Source organism: Siminovitchia thermophila (assembly GCF_016909185.1).
Classification (GTDB): domain Bacteria; phylum Bacillota; class Bacilli; order Bacillales; family Bacillaceae_C; genus Siminovitchia; species Siminovitchia thermophila.
This window is the reverse complement of record NZ_JAFBFH010000002.1, coordinates 89331-114165: the sequence shown is the minus strand read 5'-3', so window position 1 is coordinate 114165 and position 24835 is coordinate 89331. Positions and strand designations below refer to the sequence as shown.

General features: G+C 42.4%; 19 protein-coding genes, 1 pseudogene and 1 other annotated feature. Of the genes and pseudogenes, 16 read left to right on the top strand and 4 right to left on the bottom strand.

Going from position 1 to position 24835, the window contains the following annotated elements; genetic code table 11:
• Positions 1–157: 157 nt before the first annotated feature.
• Positions 158–655, bottom strand: coding sequence for a LiaI-LiaF-like domain-containing protein (locus JOC94_RS02070; RefSeq protein ID WP_328799756.1), 498 nt, complete (start codon positions 653–655; stop codon positions 158–160).
• A gap of 748 nt (positions 656–1403) precedes the next feature.
• Here JOC94_RS02070 and hemA point away from each other — a divergent pair.
• From hemA to ysxE, 8 genes are all read left to right on the top strand, one after another.
• The gene (hemA, locus tag JOC94_RS02065; protein WP_205178272.1) at positions 1404–2759 is read left to right on the top strand and encodes a glutamyl-tRNA reductase; all 1356 of its coding nucleotides are present in this window, start codon (positions 1404–1406) and stop codon (positions 2757–2759) included.
• Positions 2760–2771: 12 nt separating this feature from the next.
• Positions 2772–3602 (top strand): cytochrome c biogenesis protein, encoded by an 831-nt coding sequence (locus JOC94_RS02060; RefSeq protein WP_205178270.1) that lies wholly within the window; start codon positions 2772–2774, stop codon positions 3600–3602.
• A gap of 28 nt (positions 3603–3630) precedes the next feature.
• A complete protein-coding gene (gene hemC / locus JOC94_RS02055; protein WP_205178266.1) occupies positions 3631–4563 on the top strand; it encodes a hydroxymethylbilane synthase in 933 nt (310 codons plus the stop codon).
• Complete coding sequence (locus tag JOC94_RS02050; RefSeq protein WP_205178257.1) at positions 4560–5360, top strand: uroporphyrinogen-III synthase; 801 nt, start codon at positions 4560–4562, stop codon at positions 5358–5360. The genes hemC and JOC94_RS02050 overlap by 4 nt, the downstream gene beginning before the upstream one ends.
• 2 nt (positions 5361–5362) lie before the next feature.
• Complete coding sequence (gene hemB / locus JOC94_RS02045; protein WP_205178255.1) at positions 5363–6346, top strand: porphobilinogen synthase; 984 nt, start codon at positions 5363–5365, stop codon at positions 6344–6346.
• A gap of 12 nt (positions 6347–6358) precedes the next feature.
• Entirely contained in the window at positions 6359–7648 is a 1290-nt protein-coding gene (gene hemL / locus JOC94_RS02040) for a glutamate-1-semialdehyde 2,1-aminomutase (RefSeq protein ID WP_205178246.1), read from the top strand.
• 321 nt (positions 7649–7969) lie between these two features.
• Entirely contained in the window at positions 7970–9145 is a 1176-nt protein-coding gene (spoVID, locus tag JOC94_RS02035; RefSeq protein WP_205178244.1) for a stage VI sporulation protein D, read from the top strand.
• A 136-nt stretch (positions 9146–9281) separates the two neighbouring features.
• The gene (ysxE, locus tag JOC94_RS02030) at positions 9282–10304 is read left to right on the top strand and encodes a spore coat protein YsxE (RefSeq protein ID WP_205178236.1); all 1023 of its coding nucleotides are present in this window, start codon (positions 9282–9284) and stop codon (positions 10302–10304) included.
• Positions 10305–10319: 15 nt separating this feature from the next.
• Here ysxE and JOC94_RS02025 read toward each other — a convergent pair whose 3' ends face one another.
• Positions 10320–10511 carry a hypothetical protein gene (locus JOC94_RS02025; RefSeq protein ID WP_205178234.1) on the bottom strand — a complete coding sequence of 64 codons (192 nt, stop codon included), beginning with the start codon at positions 10509–10511 and terminating at the stop codon, positions 10320–10322.
• A 299-nt stretch (positions 10512–10810) separates the two neighbouring features.
• On the bottom strand, positions 10811–11005 hold the full coding sequence (locus JOC94_RS02020) for a hypothetical protein (protein ID WP_205178233.1): 195 nt from the start codon (positions 11003–11005) through the stop codon (positions 10811–10813).
• A gap of 482 nt (positions 11006–11487) precedes the next feature.
• On the opposite strand from JOC94_RS02020, the gene JOC94_RS02015 reads away from it, so the two are divergent.
• On the top strand, positions 11488–11667 hold the full coding sequence (locus tag JOC94_RS02015; protein WP_205178232.1) for a hypothetical protein: 180 nt from the start codon (positions 11488–11490) through the stop codon (positions 11665–11667).
• Between the two features lie 225 nt (positions 11668–11892).
• Here JOC94_RS02015 and JOC94_RS23625 read toward each other — a convergent pair.
• Positions 11893–13604, bottom strand: a pseudogene (locus JOC94_RS23625) (IS1634 family transposase); the annotation flags it as partial.
• Between the two features lie 222 nt (positions 13605–13826).
• Positions 13827–14061: a binding site (T-box leader), on the top strand.
• A 98-nt stretch (positions 14062–14159) separates the two neighbouring features.
• Here JOC94_RS23625 and JOC94_RS02005 point away from each other — a divergent pair.
• From JOC94_RS02005 to radC, 7 genes are all read left to right on the top strand, one after another.
• Positions 14160–16808 (top strand): valine--tRNA ligase, encoded by a 2649-nt coding sequence (locus JOC94_RS02005; protein ID WP_205178230.1) that lies wholly within the window; start codon positions 14160–14162, stop codon positions 16806–16808.
• Between the two features lie 72 nt (positions 16809–16880).
• Positions 16881–18194 (top strand): bifunctional folylpolyglutamate synthase/dihydrofolate synthase, encoded by a 1314-nt coding sequence (locus JOC94_RS02000; RefSeq protein WP_205178229.1) that lies wholly within the window; start codon positions 16881–16883, stop codon positions 18192–18194.
• Positions 18195–18292: 98 nt separating this feature from the next.
• Positions 18293–20008, top strand: coding sequence for a sensor domain-containing diguanylate cyclase (locus JOC94_RS23335; protein WP_205178228.1), 1716 nt, complete (start codon positions 18293–18295; stop codon positions 20006–20008).
• A gap of 37 nt (positions 20009–20045) precedes the next feature.
• A complete protein-coding gene (locus tag JOC94_RS01990; RefSeq protein WP_205178225.1) occupies positions 20046–20786 on the top strand; it encodes a prepilin peptidase in 741 nt (246 codons plus the stop codon).
• 121 nt (positions 20787–20907) lie between these two features.
• Positions 20908–21927 carry a hypothetical protein gene (locus tag JOC94_RS01985; RefSeq protein ID WP_205178223.1) on the top strand — a complete coding sequence of 340 codons (1020 nt, stop codon included), beginning with the start codon at positions 20908–20910 and terminating at the stop codon, positions 21925–21927.
• Positions 21928–22025: 98 nt separating this feature from the next.
• Positions 22026–22607 (top strand): Maf family protein, encoded by a 582-nt coding sequence (locus tag JOC94_RS01980; protein ID WP_205178221.1) that lies wholly within the window; start codon positions 22026–22028, stop codon positions 22605–22607.
• A gap of 33 nt (positions 22608–22640) precedes the next feature.
• Positions 22641–23312 (top strand): RadC family protein, encoded by a 672-nt coding sequence (gene radC / locus JOC94_RS01975; protein WP_205178522.1) that lies wholly within the window; start codon positions 22641–22643, stop codon positions 23310–23312.
• Positions 23313–24835 lie beyond the last annotated feature (1523 nt).

The window sequence follows — 24835 nt, the reverse complement described above, 5'->3', positions numbered from 1 at the left end:
TTGGCTTTTGATCTGTTGGCCATCAAAAATTGGTTATAGAGCTGCTCGGAAATTGACTGATTGAAAAGATCACGCGTCTTTGACTTTCGGGCATATAAAAAAAGCTTGTGGAGAAAATGGTTATCTCGACCAGCTGATTTGGAATATGCTCCTGCTGCTATTTTTTTCGCTGGAGAAATAGAAAGTATAATCCAACACCAATAAAGAATATGGGCCAAAAATTCTCAACGACTGAAAGATCATAACCCTTGGCGGCTGCCCACTGAGTTAAGCGGTCAAAAAACAGTAGGAGAGTTGCGGCGATTAAAAAAAGCAACCCCAACATAAATCCTGATCCTGTTTTAATATATGTCAGCAACAACCCGACAGAGACAAGCAAAAGAAACACTCCGGCATGGTCTTGAAACAGCTCGAACTTATGGATGACATGAAAGTGAATGCCAATACCTGTTAGGACGACGCCCGGCAAAATAAATTCGTAATCTTTCTGCTTGTAAGCCTGGGTGATAAAACCGACGCCCAAAATGATGATGAGCGTCGGCCAGGTGTATAACCCGTCAAAGAATTGTACATTATATTGTTGTAGCAGGAAGTATAGGCCAAAGCCCAAAAACGTAATTCCGGAAAGAATTGCCTTTTTTGTCAAAATACTCACACCCAACTCTAATTCATTGATTTCAGTATGTTTATTTGATATGTTCCATTAAGGGAATAATCCGGATTATAACTTGTGAATAGGCTTGTTCACAAGCCTATCAGTAAAGGTGTTTGGTTTTCGCCCTCTATACCTTTAGGTCATAACCCTGGGACGAATATACACTTGCGGTGATTGACGCCAAGATGGATTGAAGTCAACAGTCTATCATATATTCGACTTTGCGGCCACGCTGAATACAGGAAGAATACACGCTTATTCGGCAAAGCTTATCCAGAGTTCACCTCGTCGCCAAGCTTCATCGTAGAAGCTTTCACGATGTGATAGAAGCCAGGTAGCCTGTCTACGCGCTTATTGCCCGTCGAAGTCATAAGGAAAGCTAGATCTCAGCTGAAACGGAGAAGAATGCGCTCCTAAGGCACTTCCTATACAGGAGAGCGTTCACCTAGTCACAAAGCAGCACGAAGTTTATTCGAGGAATTTGTACATGAGGTGAATGAAATCAGCAGCTTGTCTCCGCATTTATATATCCGGCTGCGGCTCCTAGCCCCTCGAGGTCATGAGTCATTCAGCCTGTGCGGCAAAATACGCCGCCGTGCTGTCTGTCTTATGCTAGTCGGGGCTGATCAGTCGTCTCCGCACTTAAATATATCATATTTCGGTTTCTGTTCACATCTTTTTTAGAATTCTTCTAATCTAAATGGTATACTAGTTGTAGTAGCATTTACATGGAGGTGCCTATATTCATATGCACATCATCGTTGTAGGATTAAATTATCAAACGGCCCCCGTGGAGATCAGGGAGAGGCTTGCTTTTGCCGAAAATGATTTGTCTTCAGCCATGCTGGAGTTAAAAGGCAGAAAAAGCATTCTGGAAAATGTTATCGTATCCACCTGCAATCGGACGGAAGTGTATGCAGTGGTGGATCAACTTCATACAGGGCGCTATTATATAAAGCAATTTTTGTCTGATTGGTTCCAAATCGACAAAAGTAAATTCGAAGAGCATTTATTCATTTATGAAAGTGACGCGGCTGTCAAGCATCTTTTTAAAGTGACATGTGGTCTGAACTCCATGATTCTCGGCGAAACCCAAATTTTGGGACAAATCCGTGACAGCTTTCTTTTGGCACAAAAGAACGGAGCAACCGGCACAGTGTTTAACCATTTGTTAAAGCAGGCGGTTACATTGGCCAAGCGTGCCCATTCCGAAACGGATATTGGAGCAAATGCCGTATCAGTAAGCTATGCCGCGGTGGAGCTCGCCAAAAAAGTGTTTGGCCACTTACAGGACAAGCATGTGTTAATTATTGGCGCAGGAAAAATGAGCGAGCTTGCCATTAAAAATTTATATTCTAATGGTGCCACAAAAGTAACGGTTATCAATCGGACATTTGAGCGGGCAAAAACATTGGCCGACCAATTTTCCGGACATGCCAAATCCTTAAAGGAACTCCAATGCACTGTCATGGACGCGGATATTGTGATCAGCTCGACTGGAGCTAAAGATTACATTCTTACAAGCGGCATGATGACTGTAATGGAAAAAATGAGAAAAGGCCGTCCGCTTTTTCTCGTTGATATAGCCGTACCGCGTGATATTGATCCTGCCATATCGCAAATGGAGAACGTTTTTTTATACGACATAGACGATTTGGAAGGAATTGTCCAAGAAAATCTTGCTGAGCGTAAAGCTGCTGCAGAGAAAATCATGGTAATGATTGAACATGAACTTTCAAACTTTAAAGAGTGGCTGAGCATGCTGGGAGTCGTTCCGGTAATTGCCGCTCTAAGAGAAAAAGCTTTATCTATCCAAGCGGAAACAATGAAAAGCATTGAACGGAAACTGCCAGATTTAACGGATCGCGAAAGGAAAGTATTGAGTAAACATACGAAAAGCATTATTAATCAGCTTTTAAAAGATCCAATTTTGCAAGTGAAGGAATTTTCGGGAGAACGGGATGCTGCCCAAAAAATAGCTCTTTTCAAACAAATTTTTGACTTGGATATAGTGGAGGAAGCGCAAGGCGAGCGGGAATCGGAAAAAAGCGCAGATAAGAAAAAAATACGCTTCGCGGCAGCTCTGCCTTCTCTCCACTCATAGAGGAAAAATACAATGATTGAATTGATTTTGGCGAGGCTCCCGGAAATTGTCATTGTGATTTATGCTTTATCTATCCTGTTTTATTTTATTGATTTTGTTCAACAAAACCGGGAGGCAAGCCGGCTTGCTTTCCGGTTGCTTTCGATTGTTTGGATTCTTCAAACAATCTTTTTGTTTATATATATGTATCATGCGGGAAGGTTTCCGGTGCTGACCCTGTTTGAGGGATTGTATTTTTATACGTGGGTGCTCATTACGTTATCGCTGGCAATCCATAAAATATTTCAAGTGGACTTTACTGTTTTTTTTACAAATATCATTGGTTTTATTTTTATGGCGATTCACGCTTTCGCGCCTGCGCAAAGCTTCGCGGTTTCTGCGGAACAGCTCATGTCCGAACTGCTCCTAATTCATATAACGATGGCGATATTATCGTACGGAGCTTTTTCTATCTCTTTCGTTTTTTCCATTTTGTATCTGCTTCAATATCGTTTGTTGAAGAGGAAAAAATGGAAAAAGAAGTTATGGCGATTAACGGATTTGGCGAAGCTGGAAAGGAGTTCCTTTGCGTTAAATGTCATTGGGGTGCCAATGCTTTTACTAAGTTTAATCCTCGGACTCCGCTGGGCGGTTATGAAACTCTCAGTCTTTTATTGGTATGATCCCAAAATAGTCGGTTCCTTTGCTTTACTGGGCATTTATGGGCTTATACTGTATCTTCATATGAAAAAGCAACTGTATGGACGGAAGTTGGCTTTATGGAACACTGCGGCTTTTTTGCTGGTCTTGATTAACTTTTTCCTGAACAGCCGACTATCCACATTTCATTATTGGGATTCTTAAATATTCATGTCGTTTGGAGGCAATATAAATGAGAAAAATTGTGATTGGATCAAGGAGAAGTAAGTTGGCTTTGACGCAAACAAATTGGGTGAAAGAACAGCTGAAACAACTTGGTGCCCCGTTTGAGTTTGAAGTGAAAGAAATTGTAACTAAAGGGGACCGCATCCTTGATGTCACTTTATCCAAAGTCGGCGGAAAAGGGCTGTTTATTAAGGAAATTGAACAGGCCATGTACGATGGGGAGATTGATATGGCTGTTCACAGCATGAAGGATATGCCTGCAGAATTGCCCGATGGTTTAATGATCGGGTGTATTCCCCCGCGAGAAGATCATCGTGATGCTTTTATTTCAAAAGGGAATGTCAAGCTGAAGGAACTGCCTCCGGGATCTATCGTTGGCACGAGCAGTTTGAGAAGGAGCGCCCAGATTCTTGCGCAGCGACCTGACCTAGAAATCAAGTGGATACGCGGCAATATTGATACAAGGCTTAGTAAGCTGGAAACAGAAGAATATGATGCGATTATTTTGGCTGCCGCGGGATTAATTCGAATGGGATGGAATGACGAGATTGTCACGGAGTACTTAGATCCTGATGTTTGTTTGCCGGCCATTGGGCAAGGAGCTCTGGCGATTGAATGCCGTGAGGATGATCATGAATTGCTTCGAGAGTTGGCGAAGCTAACGTGTGAAAGAGCCGCCAGAGCAGTCAATGCCGAGCGGGCTTTCCTTCATAAAATGGATGGAAGCTGTCAAATCCCCATCGGCGGATATGCAAGAATCCTGGAAGATGACACGATTGAACTGGCAGCTCTCGTCGCTTCACCTGATGGAAAACTTCTTTATAATGAAATCGTGAAAGGCACAGATCCGGTGAAGGTGGGTATGAAGGCGGCAGAAAGCTTGATGGAGCAAGGAGCCGGCGAGTTGATTGAAAAAGTTAAGAAGGAACTGGACCAATGATGGAAAGGCATCCCTTAAAAGGGAAGCATGTCCTCATTACAAGGGGCGGGGAGCAAGGAGAAAAATTTTGCCATGATGTTGCTTCTGCCGGCGGAATTCCCTACATGGTGCCGTTGATTGACTTCCGTCCGTATGAAGACTTGAATGCCCCATGTTTTATTCGATCGCTCGATCGGTATGATTGGATTATTTTTACAAGCCGGAACGGGGTAAAATACTTTTTTCGCCATATTGGACATGGGCGCGAGTCATTTGAACTCGTTAAACAACATATTCGCTTTGCGGCAGTAGGAGAAAAAACGAGAGCGGAACTAAGACGCTATCATATTTCAGCCGAATTTATGCCAAACGTTTATACGGCTGAAGATTTTGGACGTGAATTTTTTCAACAAGGATATACCGCAAATCGAGTGCTTATTCCAAAGGGAAACTTGGCAAGCAAGACAGTTGCGGAGCATTTTCGCAGACGAGGTATCATCGCTGACGAATGGATTGTTTATGAAACGTTTTATCCGACTAAGGATGTCACCAGGCTTGTCCAAATTTTGCGGGACAATCAGTTGGATGTGGCATGCTTTACAAGTCCTTCCACTTTTCATCACTTTATGAAATTGGTGAATCAGTATCATTTGCGCGAACATGCTGGTAAAATAAATTTGGCCAGCATTGGCAAAGTGACGAAAAAAGCGATCGAGGAAGAAGGATTTTCCGTGAAAATTTGTCCGAGAAACTATACAATCGACTCGATGTTTCATGAGCTGTGTCAATTTTACGGACAAAAAGAAAGGAAAGAATAGCAATGGAACCCATTCAGTTTAAACGCCATCGGAGACTGCGGAAATCCGCCAATTTAAGAAAAATGGTGAGGGAAACCCATCTCCATGCGGAAGATTTTATTTATCCGCTCTTTATCGTGGAAGGTGTAAATACAAGGAATGAAGTCTCTTCGATGCCGGGTGTAGAGCAAATTTCCTTGGATTTGCTAAAGGATGAAATTGATGAACTTGTGTCACTGGGGATTCAATCGGTTATTTTGTTTGGAGTACCCGATGAAAAAGATGACTGTGGAACAGGGGCATATGATGACGAAGGAATTGTTCAAAAAGCGACCCGTGTGATCAAAGAGCATGCTCCTGAAATATTGGTCGTTGCCGATACATGCTTATGTGAATATACGGATCACGGCCATTGTGGGCTTGTCGAAGACGGTGTGATTTTGAACGACTCCAGTCTTGAATTGCTTGTACAGACAGCGGTCAGCCAGGCGAAAGCAGGTGCGGATATCATTGCCCCTTCTAATATGATGGACGGCTTTGTTGCTGCTATTAGAAAGGGGTTGGACGACAGCGGATTTCAGGATGTGCCCATTATGTCCTACGCTGTGAAATATTCCTCCGCCTTTTATGGACCGTTTCGGGATGCGGCCAACAGTACACCTCAATTTGGAGACAGGAAAACATACCAAATGGACCCTGCAAACAGGTTGGAAGCCCTTCGTGAGGCAGAGTCGGATATGGATGAAGGAGCAGATCTTTTAATTGTCAAACCTGCATTATCCTATCTTGACATTATCCGTGATGTAAGAAACAACTTCAATGTTCCGGTTGTTGCCTATAACGTAAGTGGGGAATACTCGCTCATTAAAGCCGCGGCCCAAAATGGCTGGATTGATGAACGGGCAACTGTGTTGGAAATGTTGACGAGCATTAAGCGGGCCGGAGCAGATATTATCATTACATATTTTGCAAAAGATGCCGTGAAATGGCTGCAAGAGGATAAATAGGAGGTTTTATGGATGCGTTCTTACAATCGATCAAAGGAAGCATTTAAGGAAGCGGAAACGTTGATGCCAGGTGGTGTAAACAGCCCTGTACGTGCATTTAAATCCGTGGAAATGGACCCGATTTTTATGGAACGGGGAAAAGGAGCCCGTATTTTCGATATTGATGGAAACGAATATATCGATTATGTGCTGTCATGGGGGCCGCTTATTTTGGGTCATGCCGACGAACGGGTTGTTTCAGCTATCAAAGACACGGCTGAGAAGGGCACAAGCTTCGGGGCATCAACCTTGGTGGAGAACAAACTGGCCAAGCTTGTAGAGGAACGTGTTCCTTCTATCGAAGTGATTCGCATGGTTTCTTCAGGAACTGAAGCAACAATGAGTGCACTGAGACTTGCAAGAGGTTATACTGGCAGGAATAAAATCATCAAGTTTGAAGGCTGCTACCATGGTCATGGGGATTCCCTCTTGATTAAAGCGGGCTCTGGCGTCGCCACCCTCGGTTTGCCGGATAGCCCCGGGGTTCCGGAAGGGGTAGCCAAAAACACTATCACTGTTCCATACAATGATCTGGACAGTGTACGGGTTGCTTTTGAACAGTATGGGGAAGATATCGCCGGTCTTATCGTGGAGCCGGTCGCAGGCAATATGGGCGTTGTTCCGCCGGTTGAAGGTTTTCTTGAAGGCTTGCGTGAATTGACAACGGAATATGGTGCTTTACTCATCTTTGATGAAGTGATGACAGGCTTTCGCGTTGATTATCATTGTGCACAAGGTTATTATGGCATCACACCCGACATTACTTGCCTCGGAAAAGTGATTGGCGGGGGTCTTCCTGTTGGGGCGTACGGAGGAAAAGCCGAAATTATGAGACAAATTGCGCCCAGTGGGCCTATTTACCAAGCGGGAACCTTATCGGGAAATCCGCTTGCCATGACAGCCGGATATGAAACGCTTGTTCAGCTTACGCCAGAAGCATATACAGAATTTAACCGCAAAGCGGAAATGTTGGAAAAAGGATTAACGGAAGTTGCAAGCAAATACGACATACCGCATACCGTCAACCGGGCGGGTTCCATGATCGGCTTCTTTTTTACAAATGAAACGGTTACGAACTATGACAAAGCAAAAACGAGCGACCTTTCTCTCTTTGCTGCTTTTTACAAAGAAATGGCCAACAACGGCATCTTTTTACCGCCGTCGCAGTTTGAAGGACTATTTTTATCCACAGCCCATACAGATGAAGATATTGAAAAGACGCTGGATGCCGCTGAACGGGCATTTGTCGCGATTACAAAATAGGAAAACCGGGATTGCTTCCCGGTTTTTTTGTATGTTAAAAAGTATAAAATGTGAGCCTCCAAGCCCGCCTAAAGCATGTAACATGCAGGCTGTTTACATGGTGCACATCTGGCAATCCGCCATTTCAGATTAGCTTTTACTATAATTAGTATATTGAATTGGTTGCTTATGACGATTGGAGGCATCCAGATTTTTCATCTTGGAAAAACAACTGTCAAGAGCTTCCTTCACTTTCACTTTTCATCATCATATTTTCATTTTTAGAATCATACGATGTAATTGAGCTATATTTTTGGCACGGAGTGAAAGGAGGAAGCCGTCTTGCCTGATCAACAACAATCGTCCATCAAGTTTTCATTGGAAGAATCCGTTTTGTTTCAAAGCGGACAGGAAGTCGATGAACTTGTGTCAATTTCATTGGATCCGAATATATCCATTTTAGAAGAAGATGATTTCGTTTTTTTAAGGGGATATTTGGGGCTTGCCGGAGAATATAAACCGGTTATACCAGAGCATGGAGAAGACCAGCCGCATGATGATACAGGTCATTTTATACAAGTTCAGGAACGTGAAGAGGGGGATTTCGTATTTTCCCATCAATTTCCTGTCGATATTACCATCCCGAAACAGCGAGTAGCGAATGTCGATGAATTATTTGTAGAGGTCGAAAGTTTTGATTATGATCTTCCAGAGAATTCCTGTTTGAAAATTGACGCGGAAGTCATTGTTTATGGGCTACATGATTCCCAAGGAGAGGAACAAATTAAGAAGGACGATGGGGATGAGCCAGAAAGAAGTTCTTACGTGGACAAACATGAAGAACAAAGCGATATTGATGAGGAAAGCGGGGAAGGTGCAGTTGAAATTCAACTGCAACATGCTGAGGAAGAGACGCTAGAGAGTATAAACAGGAATGATACGGAGGAGGAAGCTGGTAAACATTCTGCAGAAAGCGACAGTCTATATGAACCTTTTACTGCGGAGGCGAGATCCATTTCTGATTCCAACGAGGCCGATCCTCCTGCACATCTCCAGCATCAACCGGCATTTCCGTTCCCATTTCCTGTCCTTCCGGAAATGGATATGGATGAACTTGCGATGCGAGCAAAAAAGTTTTTCAAAGAAATGGAAAAAAGTGATGAGTCCTCCTCATCTTCAACAGAGTCGCCGCAAAAGGTCGAGGAAACTTCCTCCTACGAATCAAGCGGTCAGGAAAGCAGCGATAAGGCCCAACCTAAATACAAAGAAAAGCCGAAGAAAAAGAAAGGGAAATATCATACGATGTCTTTCGCTGATTTCTTTTCCAGAAAAGAAGATGATGAACCGGCAAAAATAAAAGTTTGTCTTGTGCAACAAGGGGATTCAATTGAAAGACTGGCCGATAAGTATGAAGTCAGTGTTCAGCAAATTTTAAGAGCCAACAAGCTAGAATCAGAGCACGAGCTATATGAAGGGCAAGTGTTATATATACCGGAAAAAACAGCTTATAGAAAATAATGGTAAAGGCGGGGAGGACGATGCGGGGGAATGTCCTCCTTTTGTTTTTATGGATGTAATGATTGTTAGTAGAAGAGATTCCTGCCGGTTTATGCAAATCCATAGGCCATACGCACAGTAAGCGGGTGATGAAACGATGGACGATCCTGTAAAGAGCCTCAAGGAAATTGCCGGCCTTTATGGCCTGAATTTGAAATTTGCCGAGAGGTTTGGACGTGTGTATAAAATTTACACAGATAAAGGTGAATTTGCACTAAAGCGCATTAACGCCAATCGGGGAATCGATTTTCTTAAGTATGTGCAGCTTTTGTACCAGAGAGGGTATTATCGCATCGTGCCCATTTATCCCGCATTGGATGGAAGGTATGCTGTGTTGTCTGGGAACAGCTTGTATTATTTAATGCCCTGGTTGGAAAATAGAGAAAGAGAAGGACAATTTAAGAAAAATCAGGAACTGTTTCGGGAGTTGGCGCGTCTCCACACCATTTCCGCCCGGGAAGTGGAGGTCTCACCAGATGATCGAAAAGAACATTATGAACAAACGCTGTCAAGGTGGGAAAAAGAAAAAGAAGGTTTGGAACAATTTGTGGAGCGATCGGAAAAACCTTGGTATATGTCTCCTTTTCAACTGCTTTTTTGTTCTTATTACCATGAGATTGCCCTGGCCCAAAGATACGCCATTGGAAAATTAAAAGAATGGTACGAAGTGACAGAGGATGAGAAAAAAGCCCGAAGTGTGATTATCCACGGAAAATTATCGCCAGAACATTTTCTATACCATGAAAGCGGCTTTGGATATTTTACAAACTTTGAAAAAGCTGGAACCGCATCGCCGATTCACGATCTACTCCCTTTTTTGGCCCGGACGATGGAAACGTATCCGAAGGCGTTTGATGAGTGTATTGACTGGCTTCACATCTATTTTAAATATTTTCCTTTTAGAAAAGAGGAAATGCTTCTTTTTTTAGGCTATTTAGCTCAGCCGGGAAAAATGTATCAAACAGTGGAAAACTACTATTCTGCGGGAAAAGAGAAACATGAATTAAGATGTGTTCAAGGACTTCAACGACAATATTGGTATATGAAAAACACGGAATATATCGTTATGCGCCTGGAGGAATATGAAAGACAAATGCAGGATCCCCCTTCCGAATCATAATTGGAAAGGGGATTATTAAATTAATTCATAATGATAAACGAGTGCGGTCGCAATAAAAACCGTCAACAACAACACGTCAAAAGTAGTCGGAAACAAAACTGTGCGGATCGCCTGAAAAATGGTAAACGGGATAATGAGTTGTTTACATACAGCCTTAAACGTCCTTATCCATGACTGGAAAGTATGTTGATTTATTCTTCTCTTCATTTCCGTCCCACCTCCGAAAAATCCCCTTTGAATAAAATATGTGCAACGGAAAAAAATGTGAAAAGAGGCCATGCAAAAGTTGACTCTATCAACGATTTTCATATTATAAAGGTACGGCGGAAGCTTCACGATTGCGCACAGGACGGTGGTAAATTCAATCCCTTAAGGAAGTTCATTTCTCTTGCGGAAATAATTTTTATAGGCTTTAATATGACAATTTCACTTCCTCCACCTCTACGTCGATCCTCTCCCTTTCGAATTGGACCGGAACCGCGAAATCCGTCAGACAAAATCCGGTTCTAAGCATTGGATGGCGCTCCACCAAACGGCCCATCGCTTCGCAAATCCTCTCCTCTTCCAGGCCGGGCACCGACACTTTGTACACAAACTGGTCGTGATAAATGCCCGCACCCTTCATGGCGCATGTTGTGAAACACCATCCCTTGCTGAATATCGCTCATCGGAAACAGATCGACAACATCAGACGGCAGCAAAGAACGATAACATTCGCCCCTTCGCCTTACGAAATATTCGAAGCACTGCTAAACGGCGCTGCGCTGGTTCTCATCCGCAAATCCGCTGTCCCGAATGATTACTTGCTTCATTCCCAAAACAAACACCAATAGTGCAGAGCCGGAGCTTATTTATTCCATTCGAGCAAATGACCTAGCTAAGGAGCATATCTGGCCTCCATCTCATGGATACGCAGGACGAAGGAATGTATGGACTCCCGATCCGGAGAGACATAGGAGGGTGAGCGACCGTGAGTCGTGTGGAGATCTTACGCACGGTTATACCTTATATTTACCAAACTTATCCAGTTCGGTCGTTAGGATTGATCATACCCTAAAAGAATATTCTGTATATATCTCTTTTGAGGTGAGAGAACTATGCGGTGCTAATCCAATGTCAATGAAATTTTGAGAATTAGCGAGTATACTAAATATAATTTAACTTTATTGAAGGAGGAATGAACATGAGCAAGAAAAAATTCCGTTTCGGTATTATCAATGGTGAGGATGTACCGGAAGAGGTAAAAGAGGTAGAGGAAGAGTTGGAAAATTTGCCCGAGACGATCTCCGAAACGGTGCTTGAAGGAATCCGTGATGCTTTGACCGATGAAGAGGACAACAAAGATAAAAATAAACGCGATTAGTTTCACTTCCCGGGGCTGTCCGAAAAGTAATATTGGAGCTTGAAAAGCAAAAAAATAAAACATAAGAATGCTGTAAAATCAACATTCTTGGGTTTTAAGTTTTAGCGCCTTTACTCTAAGTTGGACTTTTTAGTCAGCCCCGGTTTTTTATATACTCCTGAATTTTGCAGTTATAATGTATGGAAAACAGCCACGAACCCTTGCAAATACTGGGTTTGTGGCTGTTGTTTTTTGCAAAAAATCATAGCGGATTTTAATTTCACCAAGGGAACGAATTCTTTTGGAAAAATCAATATTAAAAATGGATCCGAGATCATTAAGGATTTCATCAAAATAATCAAACAAGTAGCAGTTTTGTTTCAAGTGCGTGCACTCTGAATTAGAAAGACTTTCTAGAATGCGTCCAATACTGTATTTGTGGTTTAACTTGAGTTCAATAATCCTGGCACTGGTCAGTGCGATGGAACAAGTTGGAAAATGCGCATGTATGTGTTCTTCTCTGGAAACAAAAACAGGGCGTGCTTCAAGATCGCTTTTGGTCACACGAAAGGATTCTTCAATTTACCATAATCCTCGATAAATATCGATAATACGATCGTCAGTTTCTTTATATTCACTTGTTACAATCGCATAGTAGCCGTCAAGAGCTTCTTCCGCTTTTAATTTTTCCAAATCAAGCTCAAGGAATGTTTTTGGCGAAAGAATTTCACCCGTCTCCTTATCAAACGTTATATTCTTTATATAACTAGCGGCACCCTAGGTAGTCGCTCGAGAATATTTTCCGGGCTTTTGAATAATATCCATTGCTTTTGCGATGACCTTTGCCCGGTCTGCCTTTGCCTTTTTCGCATATTTTTCACTGTAGAAGACCACCTGTTTTTCATAGACCACTTTTTTATCTTTTTCTCATTCTTTGAAGTGACGTATATGGTTCGGGGATAAAGAGCGACTTTCTTTTATACTCTGAGCCATACCACGTGTAACCATCTTCATCCACCACATATTCTTTGAACTCTTTATCGGCACTTCGTACAGCCTCGTACCGACATACTAAATACATGACCATGTTTTCCGGACAGGGTGTAATAGATGTTGTCTCCAGTGGTCATGCCTTTATCGGCAACAACTATGATTTTACCAAGATTATATTCTTTTTGGATTCGTGAAAGTCCCGGCCTAAATGTTAGACAATCGTTCGTATTACGCAGGAACAACTCGAAGGTAATGAGAATACCCAGATTATCTATGAATAATCCCATTTGAACAATAGGGTTGGGCCGGTGTTCTTTGGATACGCCTTTCTTTCTTAAATGATCATTTTTATCAGTTTCAAAGTAATAATTTGTCACGTCATGGTCACAATATCGCTTTTACGCCCATACAGGTGTTAATACGTTCGTTAAGTCGTACCTGTAGCGCTGAACTATGTTAATAAAGAAAGGATAAACAACGGTAAACATCATCCAATGAATAGTTTTGCTTTTAAAAGTATCGTGTTCTATTTTCAAAGGTTTTTTCTTCGAGGCTGGATATAGCAGCCTTGAAAAGAGTTTCTTAATGTCATTACTACTAAAATCTATTTTTGAACCACGTTGCTTGTTCATAAGGAACTTATCAATTTCGAGTTCATGGTAGGTCTGACTAAGTACAACATAACCGAACTTTTTTCGTTAGTCTTGACCGTATATAAGTTTTTCGTCATGAGAAAACTCCATGGAAATAGGGGATAATCGCTCCGCCTTTTTCTGTTTAAGGATCTGAACCCTCTCGTTAAAAAAAACGATGGGGTCTTCATATTGCTTTTCCAGTTCATCCAGATATCCAACCTTCTCAATCGTAATGGTTCGGGAATGTCCTTTTTCTTTATCATAATAGCCATCAAAAAGATACGGCCGTTTTTTTTGACGTGTTTTTTTAGATACATGCGAATCCCCCATTTGATTCGCTATATAAATTTATGTATAAAATAAAAATAGCCTGAAACACTAGGTGTACCAGCGCTTCAGGCTATATAAACTTTAATTTCAAGTGCAAAACTGTGGCGTCCCACCTCCGAAAAATCCCCTTTGAATAAAATATGTGCAACGGAAAAAAATGTGAAAAGAGGCCATGGAAAAGTTGACTTTGTCAACCGATTTTCATACTATAATACATAATAAGCAATTGCTATGACAGGGAAGAGTATATTGTATCCTGCTTTCAGAGAGGGGAATCAAAGCTGGAAGATTTCCTAAGCAAGGACAATGGAATGTCGCCCTTGAGCAGCTTCCGCGAACTTTATCATGTAACGGAAGCCGGTGAAGAGCCGTTATCGATATTAGAGAGCCGGATTTATGTTCATTCCTTTATCCGGAAAAAAGGTGGTACCGCGAAACAAAACCCTTCGTCCTTTTTTACGAAGGGTTTTTTTGTGTGAAAAGAAAGAGTTAGCTTTGCTCGCCACAACAACTACTTCACCATTCAACCATATTCAATAAGAGGAGGAAGAGAATATGTCAAACAAGGAGCTGGAAATGGCCACAAAATACGATCCGCAGAAGGTTGAAAAAGATCGTTATGATTGGTGGCTTTCCGGAAAATTCTTTGAAACAAAAAATGATCATAAAAAGGAGCCTTATACAATTGTCATTCCGCCGCCGAATGTAACGGGCAGGCTTCACTTAGGGCATGCGTGGGATACCACATTACAAGATATCTTAACACGGATGAAAAGAATGCAAGGATATGATGTACTTTGGCTTCCCGGAATGGATCACGCAGGGATTGCCACACAGGCGAAAGTAGAGGAACAGCTTCGAAAAGAAGGAAAAAACCGCTACAACTTGGGGCGGGAAAAATTTCTTGAGGAAACGTGGAAGTGGAAAGAAGAATATGCTTCTTTTATTCGTGAGCAGTGGAAAAAACTCGGGCTGGGTCTCGATTATACGAAAGAGAGATTTACGCTTGACGAGGGGTTGTCCAAAGCTGTTCGGGAAGTATTTGTCCGTTTGTATGAAGAAGGCCTTATTTATCGCGGCGAGTACATCATTAACTGGGATCCTGCCACTAAAACCGCACTTTCAGATATCGAGGTTATTTATAAGGATGTCCAAGGAGCTTTCTACCATATGCGCTACCCGCTTGCCGACGGGTCCGGGGCGATTGAAATTGCCACAACCAGGCCGGAAACGATGCTTGGTGATACGGCGGTGGCCGTTCATCCCGAAGATGAGCGCTATAAGGGTTTGATCGGTAAAACGGTCATCCTGCCGATCATTGGAAGAGAAATTCCCATTGTGGCCGATGATTATGTCGATATGGAGTTTGGTTCGGGTGCTGTAAAAATTACGCCTGCCCATGATCCGAATGACTTTGAAATTGGCAACAGACATCATCTGGAGCGTGTCCTCGTCATGAACGAAGATGGAACGATGAATGAAAACGCCGGCCAATATCAAGGAATGGATCGGTTTGAATGCCGAAAGCAAATCGTCAAAGACCTGCAGGAAAAAGGAATATTATTTAAAATTGAAGAGCATATGCATTCTGTCGGTCATTCGGAGCGAAGCGGGGCAGTTGTCGAACCTTACTTATCAACCCAATGGTTTGTCAAAATGCAGCCTCTTGCCCAAGCGGCGGTTGAACTGCAGAAAACGGATGAGAAAGTCAACTTTGTACCCGACCGGTTTGAAAAAACATATTTGCACTGGATGGAAAACATCCGTGACTGGTGTATTTCCCGGCAACTTTGGTGGGGACACCGGATTCCGGCCTGGTACCATAAACAAACGGGGGAAATGTATGTCGGTCATGAAGCGCCGGAGGATGAGGAAAACTGGGAACAAGATAACGATGTTCTTGATACTTGGTTCAGTTCCGCCTTATGGCCTTTTTCCACAATGGGTTGGCCGGATACGGATGCAAACGATTATAAGCGCTACTACCCAACCAACTGTTTAGTGACCGGATACGATATTATTTTCTTCTGGGTTTCCAGAATGATCTTCCAAGGGCTCAAATTTACCGACAAAAAACCTTTCCACGATGTGTTGATTCATGGGCTTGTACGCGATGCCGATGGCCGTAAAATGAGCAAGTCGCTCGGCAACGGAGTCGATCCGATGGATGTGATTGAAAAATACGGGGCGGACTCTTTGCGGTTCTTCCTTGCTACGGGAAGCTCGCCGGGGCATGATCTCAGATTCAGTATGGAAAAGGTGGAATCTGTATGGAACTTTGCCAATAAAATATGGAACGCCTCGCGTTTTGCCTTAATGAACATGGATGGTTTTACGTATGAAGACATAGATTTAGAGCAGGAAATGATGGTCGCTGATAAGTGGATTTTAACAAGATTACATGACACAATCGAAATGGTGACTAGACTTTCTGATAAATATGAGTTTGGCGAAGTCGGAAGGGTGCTTTATCACTTTATTTGGGATGATTTATGCGATTGGTATATTGAAATGGCAAAAGTTCCATTATATGGTAATGATGAGGTTGCCAAAAATACGACACGCTCTGTTTTGGCGTACGTTTTGGATCATACGATGCGTTTGCTTCATCCGTTCATGCCATTTATTACCGAGGAAATATGGCAAAATCTTCCACATGATGGAGAATCCATCACAGTTGCTTCCTGGCCGCAAGTAAATGAACATTTGACCGACCGACAGGCAGCAAGTGAAATGAAGACGCTAATGGAAATCATTCGCGCTGTCCGCAATATTCGCGCGGAAGTCAATACTCCGATGAGCAAAAAAATCACTCTCCTGTTAAAAGCGAAGGATGAAACAGTACTTTCCGTCCTGGAAAAGAATCGTATATATATCGAAAGATTCTGCAACCCCGAGGAGCTTAAAATGGAGGTGGGGATGAAGGCGCCCGAAAAAGCGATGTCAGCGGTCGTAACCGGTGTCGAGCTTTATCTCCCATTGGCAGGCCTGATTAATATTGATGAAGAAATTGCCCGCTTGGAAAAAGAGTGGGATAAATGGAACAAAGAAGTGGAGCGGGTTCAGAAAAAATTAAGCAATGAAAAGTTTGTCAGCAAGGCTCCGCAGGCCATTGTAGAAGAAGAGCGTGCCAAAGAGAAAGACTATCTTGCCAAGCGAGCAGCGGTTGAAGAACGCATGGCGGAATTAAAATCAGCTACATGATGGGGCAAGAAGGGTGAATCCGCCATGCGGATTCACGTTCTTTTTATTGAAGGACCGATGGGAGGACAACGGATGAATACATATAGTGAAGCAATGGAGTGGATTCATTCACGGCTAAAGTTTGGAATCAATTTAGGGCTTGATCGCATGGAATGGCTGATGGAGCGGCTCGGGCATCCCGAAAGACGCATGAAGGCGCTACATGTTGGCGGAACAAACGGAAAAGGTTCGACAGTGGCTTTTTGCCGTTCTATTTTAAATGAAGCCGGATATGATGTCGGAACTTTTACATCACCATATATTGAACAGTTTAACGAAAGAGTCAGTGTGAACGGGATTCCGATTTCGGATGAAGAAATCATATCACTTGCCAATACCATTAAGCCAATGGTAGAGGAATTGGAATCGTCCAAGCTGGGGTCCCCAACAGAATTTGAAGTGATCACGGCGATGGCGATGTATTACTTTGCCGAGCTTCGTCCAGTTGACTTTGTTTTGTTGGAGGTAGGGCTTGGCGGCCGTTTTGACTCGACCAATGTTGTTTATCCAGTACTCTCTGTGATCACCAATATAGGAATGGATCATACTCGGATATTGGGAAATACGGTCGAAAAAATAGCTTATGAAAAAGCCGGTATTATCAAAGACGGTGTCCCGGTTTTTACGGCTGTGAAACAAGATCAGGCGATGCGCGTATTAAAAGCAGAAGCAAAAGAGAAAGCGGCTCCCTTTTTCCAACTGGGCATTGACTTTTCAGTTAGTCAGTACGAACCCCGGGCTACGGGAGAACGTTTCCGCTTTACTGGAAATGGAAGGGAACTTGATCAGTTAGAATTGTCTCTAATGGGAGCCCACCAGATTGAAAATGCGTCTCTGGCAGTGGCCTCTTTGCTTTATTTAAAAGATGCCAACATGATTTCGTTGAAAGAACAGCATATTCGAACAGGGTTGGTCAAAGCGTATTGGCCGGGAAGAATGGAAATGATCAGCAAGACTCCTATGATCATCGTCGATGGGGCGCACAATCCCGAAGGGCTGCGTGCTTTTGTGGCTACCATGAAACAGCGTTTTCCAGGGAAAAAGTTGACAGTTGTGTTTGCTGCGCTTGAAGATAAGGATTTGGGGAGCATGCTCCCGTTGTTAAAAGAGCTCGGGGAAAATATTTATTTTACTGAATTTGACTTTCCACGGGCTGCCCCTGCGGATAAGTTAAAAAAAGTGAGCGGTATAGCAGTAGCCAAAGTGGAAAAAGATTGGCAGGCACTTCTGAAAAGATTTATTCCATTATTGAATTCAGACGAAGTTTTGGCGGTTACCGGCTCGCTTTACTTTATTTCGGAAGTGAAACCGGCTATCGTAAAATTATTAACGAACCATCCAGCTTAAACATTCGCTTAACCACTAACCAATGACAAGGTCCCCTTAATTTGTTAATATGACTATAAGCCTAAGTCTTAATAACTATAAAATAAGGGGTGGAGTGTGTGAATACGAGGAAAAAAATAATTACATGGGCCTTATGGCTCATGATCGTCCCGATATGTCACTGGTATGCCTATCAAATTTCTCCACCCCAATATGTCGGCTTCTGGGACATTTTTGCGTTCTCAGTTACTGCTGTTATTATCGCGTGTATTCCGCTGACGGTCAATAAAACAGTCGTGTTTTTAACGCAATGGATATCGATTGCCGTTTTTCTTTCTTACGGGATGTTTTATGAAATGGTTCTTCTCCAATTGGCGACGGTCGTTTCCATGCTTGCCATTAAAGATCAGTCGCAGAAATTTTACCGTTACCTCTTATACTCTTCTATGTTCACGTGCATATCATTCATATCAGGGATTGGCTTTTTTGCGGCAGGTGGGGAAGTTGGCTATGACTCCTCACACAATGCTGTATTTCCAATCGCAACTTATGTCATTCTTAGCTTTTCATCTGCATTATTATTACGGGGTTTGTTGCGTTTTTTTACAAATGTGAAAAGCACGCTTTTTGGAAGTGGATTGCTGTGGGACATTTGTCTCCGCCTTGTTGTTTATCCGTTAGGAATCGGCTTGTTCTATTTGAATAATATTATAGGTCCGGCCGCATTTGCTTTAATAGGGATTCCCGTATTAAGTTCTTTGCTCGTGTTAAAGATGTACCAATCTTCTTTGCGGGTAAATTTGCATTTGCAAACCGCCGCTGAAATTGGGCATCAACTCGCTGAACGCTTGAATGTCGAAGAAGTATTAAATTTATTTATGAAAAAAATCACAAAAACATTTCCAGTTGAATGGGCCTATATACTTGGTTTAAAGGGTGACATGCTGGTAGTGGTCAGACAATATGAAAAAGACAGTGATATATTAAACATGATTCCACCTATTCCGAAGGACAAGGGGATTTGCGGCATCGTTTTAAAGCGGGAAAAAGGCCTTATATATGGGGAAAAGTCAGAATGGAGAAAATTTTCACATGGATATTCTCCGAATCATGCCGAGAGTGTCATATGTGTTCCGATCATGCAGGCAAAACAAATCGAAGGCGTTCTATTTCTCGCGTCTTCCAGGAAAAATGCTTTTCATAAGTTTCAACTGATGATTGTCGATATTATGTGCTCTTATCTGGCGGTTGCGCTAAGCAATGCCCGTCATTATGAAGAAACGAAACGGGAAAGCGAATATTGTCCAATGACGAAGATTCCCAACTTCAGATATTTTGATAAATACATATATGAAAAATTTAAGGATCTTCAGGATAAAAAAATAGAATGCATTTCTCTCATTATCGTCGATATCGATCATTTTAAAACGATCAATGATCAATATGGACACCAGGCGGGAGATCAAATTTTAATCACACTGGCTGATAGGCTGCAAGCGCTTGTTGCTGTGCGTGGCGTTCTAGCCAGGTACGGAGGTGAGGAATTTGTCATCCTTCTCCCGGATACAGATGACAAAGAGGCACACGAGCTTGCTGAAACGGTTCGCCAAGCCATTGCCAACCATCCTTTTCTTGTGCATAATGAACTCGACCCTGCCAGAAATATAGTCGAAGTATCAATTACAGCCAGCATCGGAGTATCAACCGCTCCAAAACATGCCAATGATCCTGTATCATTGGTAAAGTACGCTGACCGAGCATTGTATATTGGCGCAAAACGGGCAGGCAGAAACAGGGTTGCGAAATACGTGCAGGGAGAAAAAGAAACTGATTAGAGCTAGTTGAGTTTCATAAAGAGAGGTATCACAATCCATGACTTTTGCTGTTTTTATATACGGTCTTCTTTTAGGTTCTTTTTTTAATGTGGTGGGAATGAGAGTACCTGCCCAGAAGTCTGTCGTAAAACCGGGATCGGCTTGTCCGAAGTGTGGCCAACGGCTGTCTCCTTTGGAGCTGATTCCTGTTTTGTCATTTGTCATTCAGGGGGGAAAATGCAGGCATTGCCGTTCAAAAATATCGCCTCTTTATCCGGTGGTGGAACTTTCAACCGCATTGTTATTTGTATACGCATATTCCAGGTTTGGCTGGACCTTTGAATTTCTCTTTGCCTGTACCCTCATTTCTCTGCTTGTTATTATTTTTATGACAGACATTAATTATATGCTGATTCCTGACAAAATATTATTAGCTTTTACAGCAATTTTTTTCATTGAAAGACTTATAGAACCGCTTTCCCCCTGGTGGACTTCAGTCACGGGAGCCGCAACGGGATTTGCGTTGCTTCTCCTGATTGCGATTGTCAGCAAAGGAGGCATGGGAGGCGGAGATATCAAGTTGTTTGCCGTGATCGGCTTTGCCCTCGGGACAAAGATTGTTTTACTATCCTTTTTTCTGGCTTCGTTGGCTGGAGCTGTTTTTGGCGCTTTTGGGCTATTGACAGGCACATTCAAGAGGGGAGATCACATTCCATTCGGTCCTTTTATTTCAATTGGAACGTTAGCGGCCTATTTTTTTCATCATGAAATATTTCTTTGGTATTTTTCCCTTTTTTAGGAATACACTAGTAATTTGGCGAAAATCCTTCCCGGGCGAGACGACAAAAGTCTTGTCCTTTTTTTATTTTGACATGCTAGCATAAGGCAAAATACAAAATAGATCGGGAGGAATATAGCATATGGCAAAGAAAAGAAAAGCCGGCAAACAAAAAATGAAGGTTCATATTAATGGACAAGAAAGCCAGGTCTTAAAGGATATTGTCATAAATGACTGGACAAAAGCAGAGAACGAGACGGCGGCAGCGGGTGACAAAGCCGAAACGGGAGACTTTGACTGGGTTTTGCCAGAAAACAAAAAGAATGAGCCTGATGTAGAATATGAACCTATCAATACCCATTTGCCGAAAGAAACAAACAAAAAAGGTCCGCGACATTTTTTCAAAAGTTTTTCACCAAAAAAAGCAGGGGTCGCCCTCTCCACAGTGTTGGCAATCGTGGTTGGACTGGCGTTTGGACTGTTTGTGTATAAGCTGGTCGTTAACTCTGAAAACGATGCCCAGTTGACGGATGCGTCTGTATCACCCGCTGCCAATCGAAAAGCGGAAACCGCTAATTTATCCGTAAAAGCCCCGGAAATGAACACTGCGGTCATCCAAGGCGGTGTATTTAATACAGAGGAAGCCGCAAAAGCAGCTGTCGATAAGCTTTCTGAGAAAGGCATACCTAGCGCAACGATTGCGGTAGACGGGCAAAATTTTCTGTTTATCGGGGTAACGGCAGATGTGTCTTCGGCGAGGGTTTGGTCACAAGAGCTTGCAACATCGGGCATTGATGTATACCCGAAAGAATTTGCCATTCCGGAAAAGGAAATTAAGGTAGGTTCGGAGGCTGAATCTGCCCTATTGTCAGATTCAATACAAATCTTTCAGAGTCTTCTTGGACAAGCTTCCAGCGCTGAACTGAAAGGTGCAGCAGATCCAGATGAGTTAAAGCAAATCGGGGAAAAGTTAGGATCAATTAGTAAAAATAATGAGGGAAGTGACGGTATTAACGATTTAGGTAAATATTTAACAGAAGCGCAGAAGGCTCTTCTTGAATTTACGGAATCAGGAGGCCCGGACAGCTTGGCTAAAGCCCAGCAAGCGCTGTTGCTCTTTTTAAAAACATATCATGACCTAGGTCAAGAGCCCGCTGCGTAAAAGCCGGGCTCTCTTTTTTGGGACCAAGAGCAAGTATTGTTTCTTCGGTTTTGATTTGGTACGATAATAGTGTATCTCCCAAGAAAGGAAGAAACTTTATGCCCCGACTCGTTTTAGCTTCCACATCTCCCCGCCGAAAAGAACTTCTAGAAATGCTTCATATTCCATTTACGGTTTGTTCCCCACAAGTAGATGAAACGATTTCCGACTCCATATCTCCAGCGAACATGGTGATGGAATTGGCCGCTCGAAAAGCAAAAGCCGTCGCTAAGCATCATGGTGATAGCTGCGTGGTTGGCGCAGACACAATTGTAGCGATTCATGGCGATATGTTAGGCAAGCCTTTTGACAAAAAGCATGCTTTTCAAATGTTACAAACATTATCAGGACAGACCCATTTCGTTTTTACCGGGGTGGCCGTATTCTTTGCGGACACCATTGAAACATTTTATGAAAAAACGGAAGTCACTTTTTGGGAACTGTCAGAAAAAGAGATTGAACGCTATATTGCAACAGATGAACCGTTAGATAAAGCAGGCGCGTATGGCATTCAAGGATGGGGATCCTTATTGGTAAAAGAAATTCACGGGGATTACTTTTCAGTTGTCGGTCTTCCAATCGCCCGTGTTGCAAGAATGCTTGAAAAAATCGGCTTCCCCATTTTTCAACAATACGAATGAAAGGATGAAAAAACAGCGAAATTGGATACTTTAATGATCAAAGACTTTCCCATTGAAGACAGGCCGCGCGAAAGACTTATTCAACATGGCGCAGCCAGTCTTTCCAATCAGGAACTATTGGCGATCTTGTTAAGGACAGGAACAAAGTCAAAATCGGCTCTTCAACTGGCGAATAAGCTGCTGGCACAATTTGATGGGTTATTATGGCTAAAAGAGGCGGCTCTGGAAGAGATAATGGGAATTAAAGGAATCGGCAAAGTGAAAGCGGTACAAATTGCTGCCGCGATAGAACTCGGGAGAAGAATCGGCAACCTCACCTATGATGATCGTTACATCATTCGCACTCCTGAAGATGGTGCGAATTATGTTATGAACGATATGCGCTTTTTAACACAGGAACACTTCGTGTGCCTCTATTTGAATACCAAGAATCAAGTTCTCCACCGACAAACCATTTTTATCGGAAGCTTAAACGCTTCTATCGTTCATCCTCGAGAAGTATTCAAGGAAGCTTTCCGCCGATCGGCCGCTTCCATCATCTGTTTTCATAATCATCCATCAGGAGACCCGACACCATCGAGAGAGGATATTGAGGTGACAAACAGGCTCGTTGAATGCGGTAAAATGATGGGAATCGAAATCCTCGACCACTTGATCATCGGCGATAATAAATATGTCAGCATGAAAGAAAAAGGTTTTATATGATAAGACGTTAGGGAGTACAACATGTTTATTGGAATGCATCGGGGTTAGAAAGGGAGATACATGTTTGCTAGGATAATGGGGTTTTTTAAAAGTCCCGAAAAACCAGGTGGAGAAAGTAATCTTGTTGTTTTCTCCACCTGGTTTACGATTTTCCCACATAGACAAACAAAACTTTTGGAATGGAGATTCGCAAACTAAGCACCAAAAGCCGCATCCTGACGGCCCAACCTCGGCAAACTGTAGGAAATAAACAAGATTTTGATTCAGGATGAAAATTGCAAGAATCATCGTTACAGAGAAAGAAGTTGTGCGGGTATAGCAAAGTTATCAGGAGAACGGTCTCCCAATAATGATGTGGGTGAAAAAATAGACCCCCTGCAGCGGGCTATGAATCCGATTCTTCCACCAGAAATTTCTGAGTTAATGAGCGTCTGTTGCCGCATTATAAGCTGATCATTTAAATAAGAAGATAAAGCTTTCAATTTTTTTAATATCTCATATATACCATACAAAAGAGAGCCAGCTTTCGGTATAATTAAGTTTCGAACGATTGCCTATATGGAAGAAAATAGACGCTATATTCCATGCGCGAGGTACTATAAATTGAAATAATGGCCATTTTTCAATGGGAAAAAGACTTTCTTATCGAATATACAAAGTGACATCTATTCTAGCCCTTCAACATTTTAAAAGTGAGCTTTTTTCTTGAAACCTACGGCGCACGATAAAATGCACCTTGGTATATGAGGAGGAATCAGGTATAATTCCCTTTATGCCAGCTAAAGTTCCAGCAAATAAAAAAGAAGATTTTTAAAATATTGATAAAAGTGCAACTTAGCGGGTAGAACCAGTTGAAGCTATTGCCTTCCATTGACTTGGCTTAACTTTTCAATTTGTGCGCATTTGAAAAGGAGGGTTCATCCGATAATAAATAGGCGCCATTTGGCTGATGCCATGTATGACGCTTTGTTAAGAATCTATGACAAACAGGGTAATCATTGTTTAGGCAGATGTAGATTTAAATGGGTAATTTCATAAAAAATTCTAGAAGAGGAATGATTAGATAAAAGATCAGAAATACATTGTGATCATGAAAAATTCTACGAGGCTTTTGTAACTTCTAGTTACAGAATGAATGATTCGAATGCTAATTAGATTAACAGGCGGATCAAAAGCCCCACAGTCGAGCAAGGCTTTGATTTCATTTTTTAAACATATTCATTTTCGTTCGTATTATCTAGACTAAATGTTATGGAAGTGGTTTCTTATCTTAACCATATCAGCTATATTAAGTATATACCTCAACATGAAAAATCTGTTTTCCACTTCGGTGGCTTCAATACTTCGAGAATACACTCCGGGGAGTAAGCATCGCATTAGGCAGCCGCTACATCACTAATTATCCACCCGATGAGGGAAGATGTCTATATGACAAAGAGGCTTTGAAAAGCGCGAAAAAGACCATTTTGACTTCGCATGGTTCAGTGTATCGTCAGTCGTCGCTTACCAATATGTCAACATGA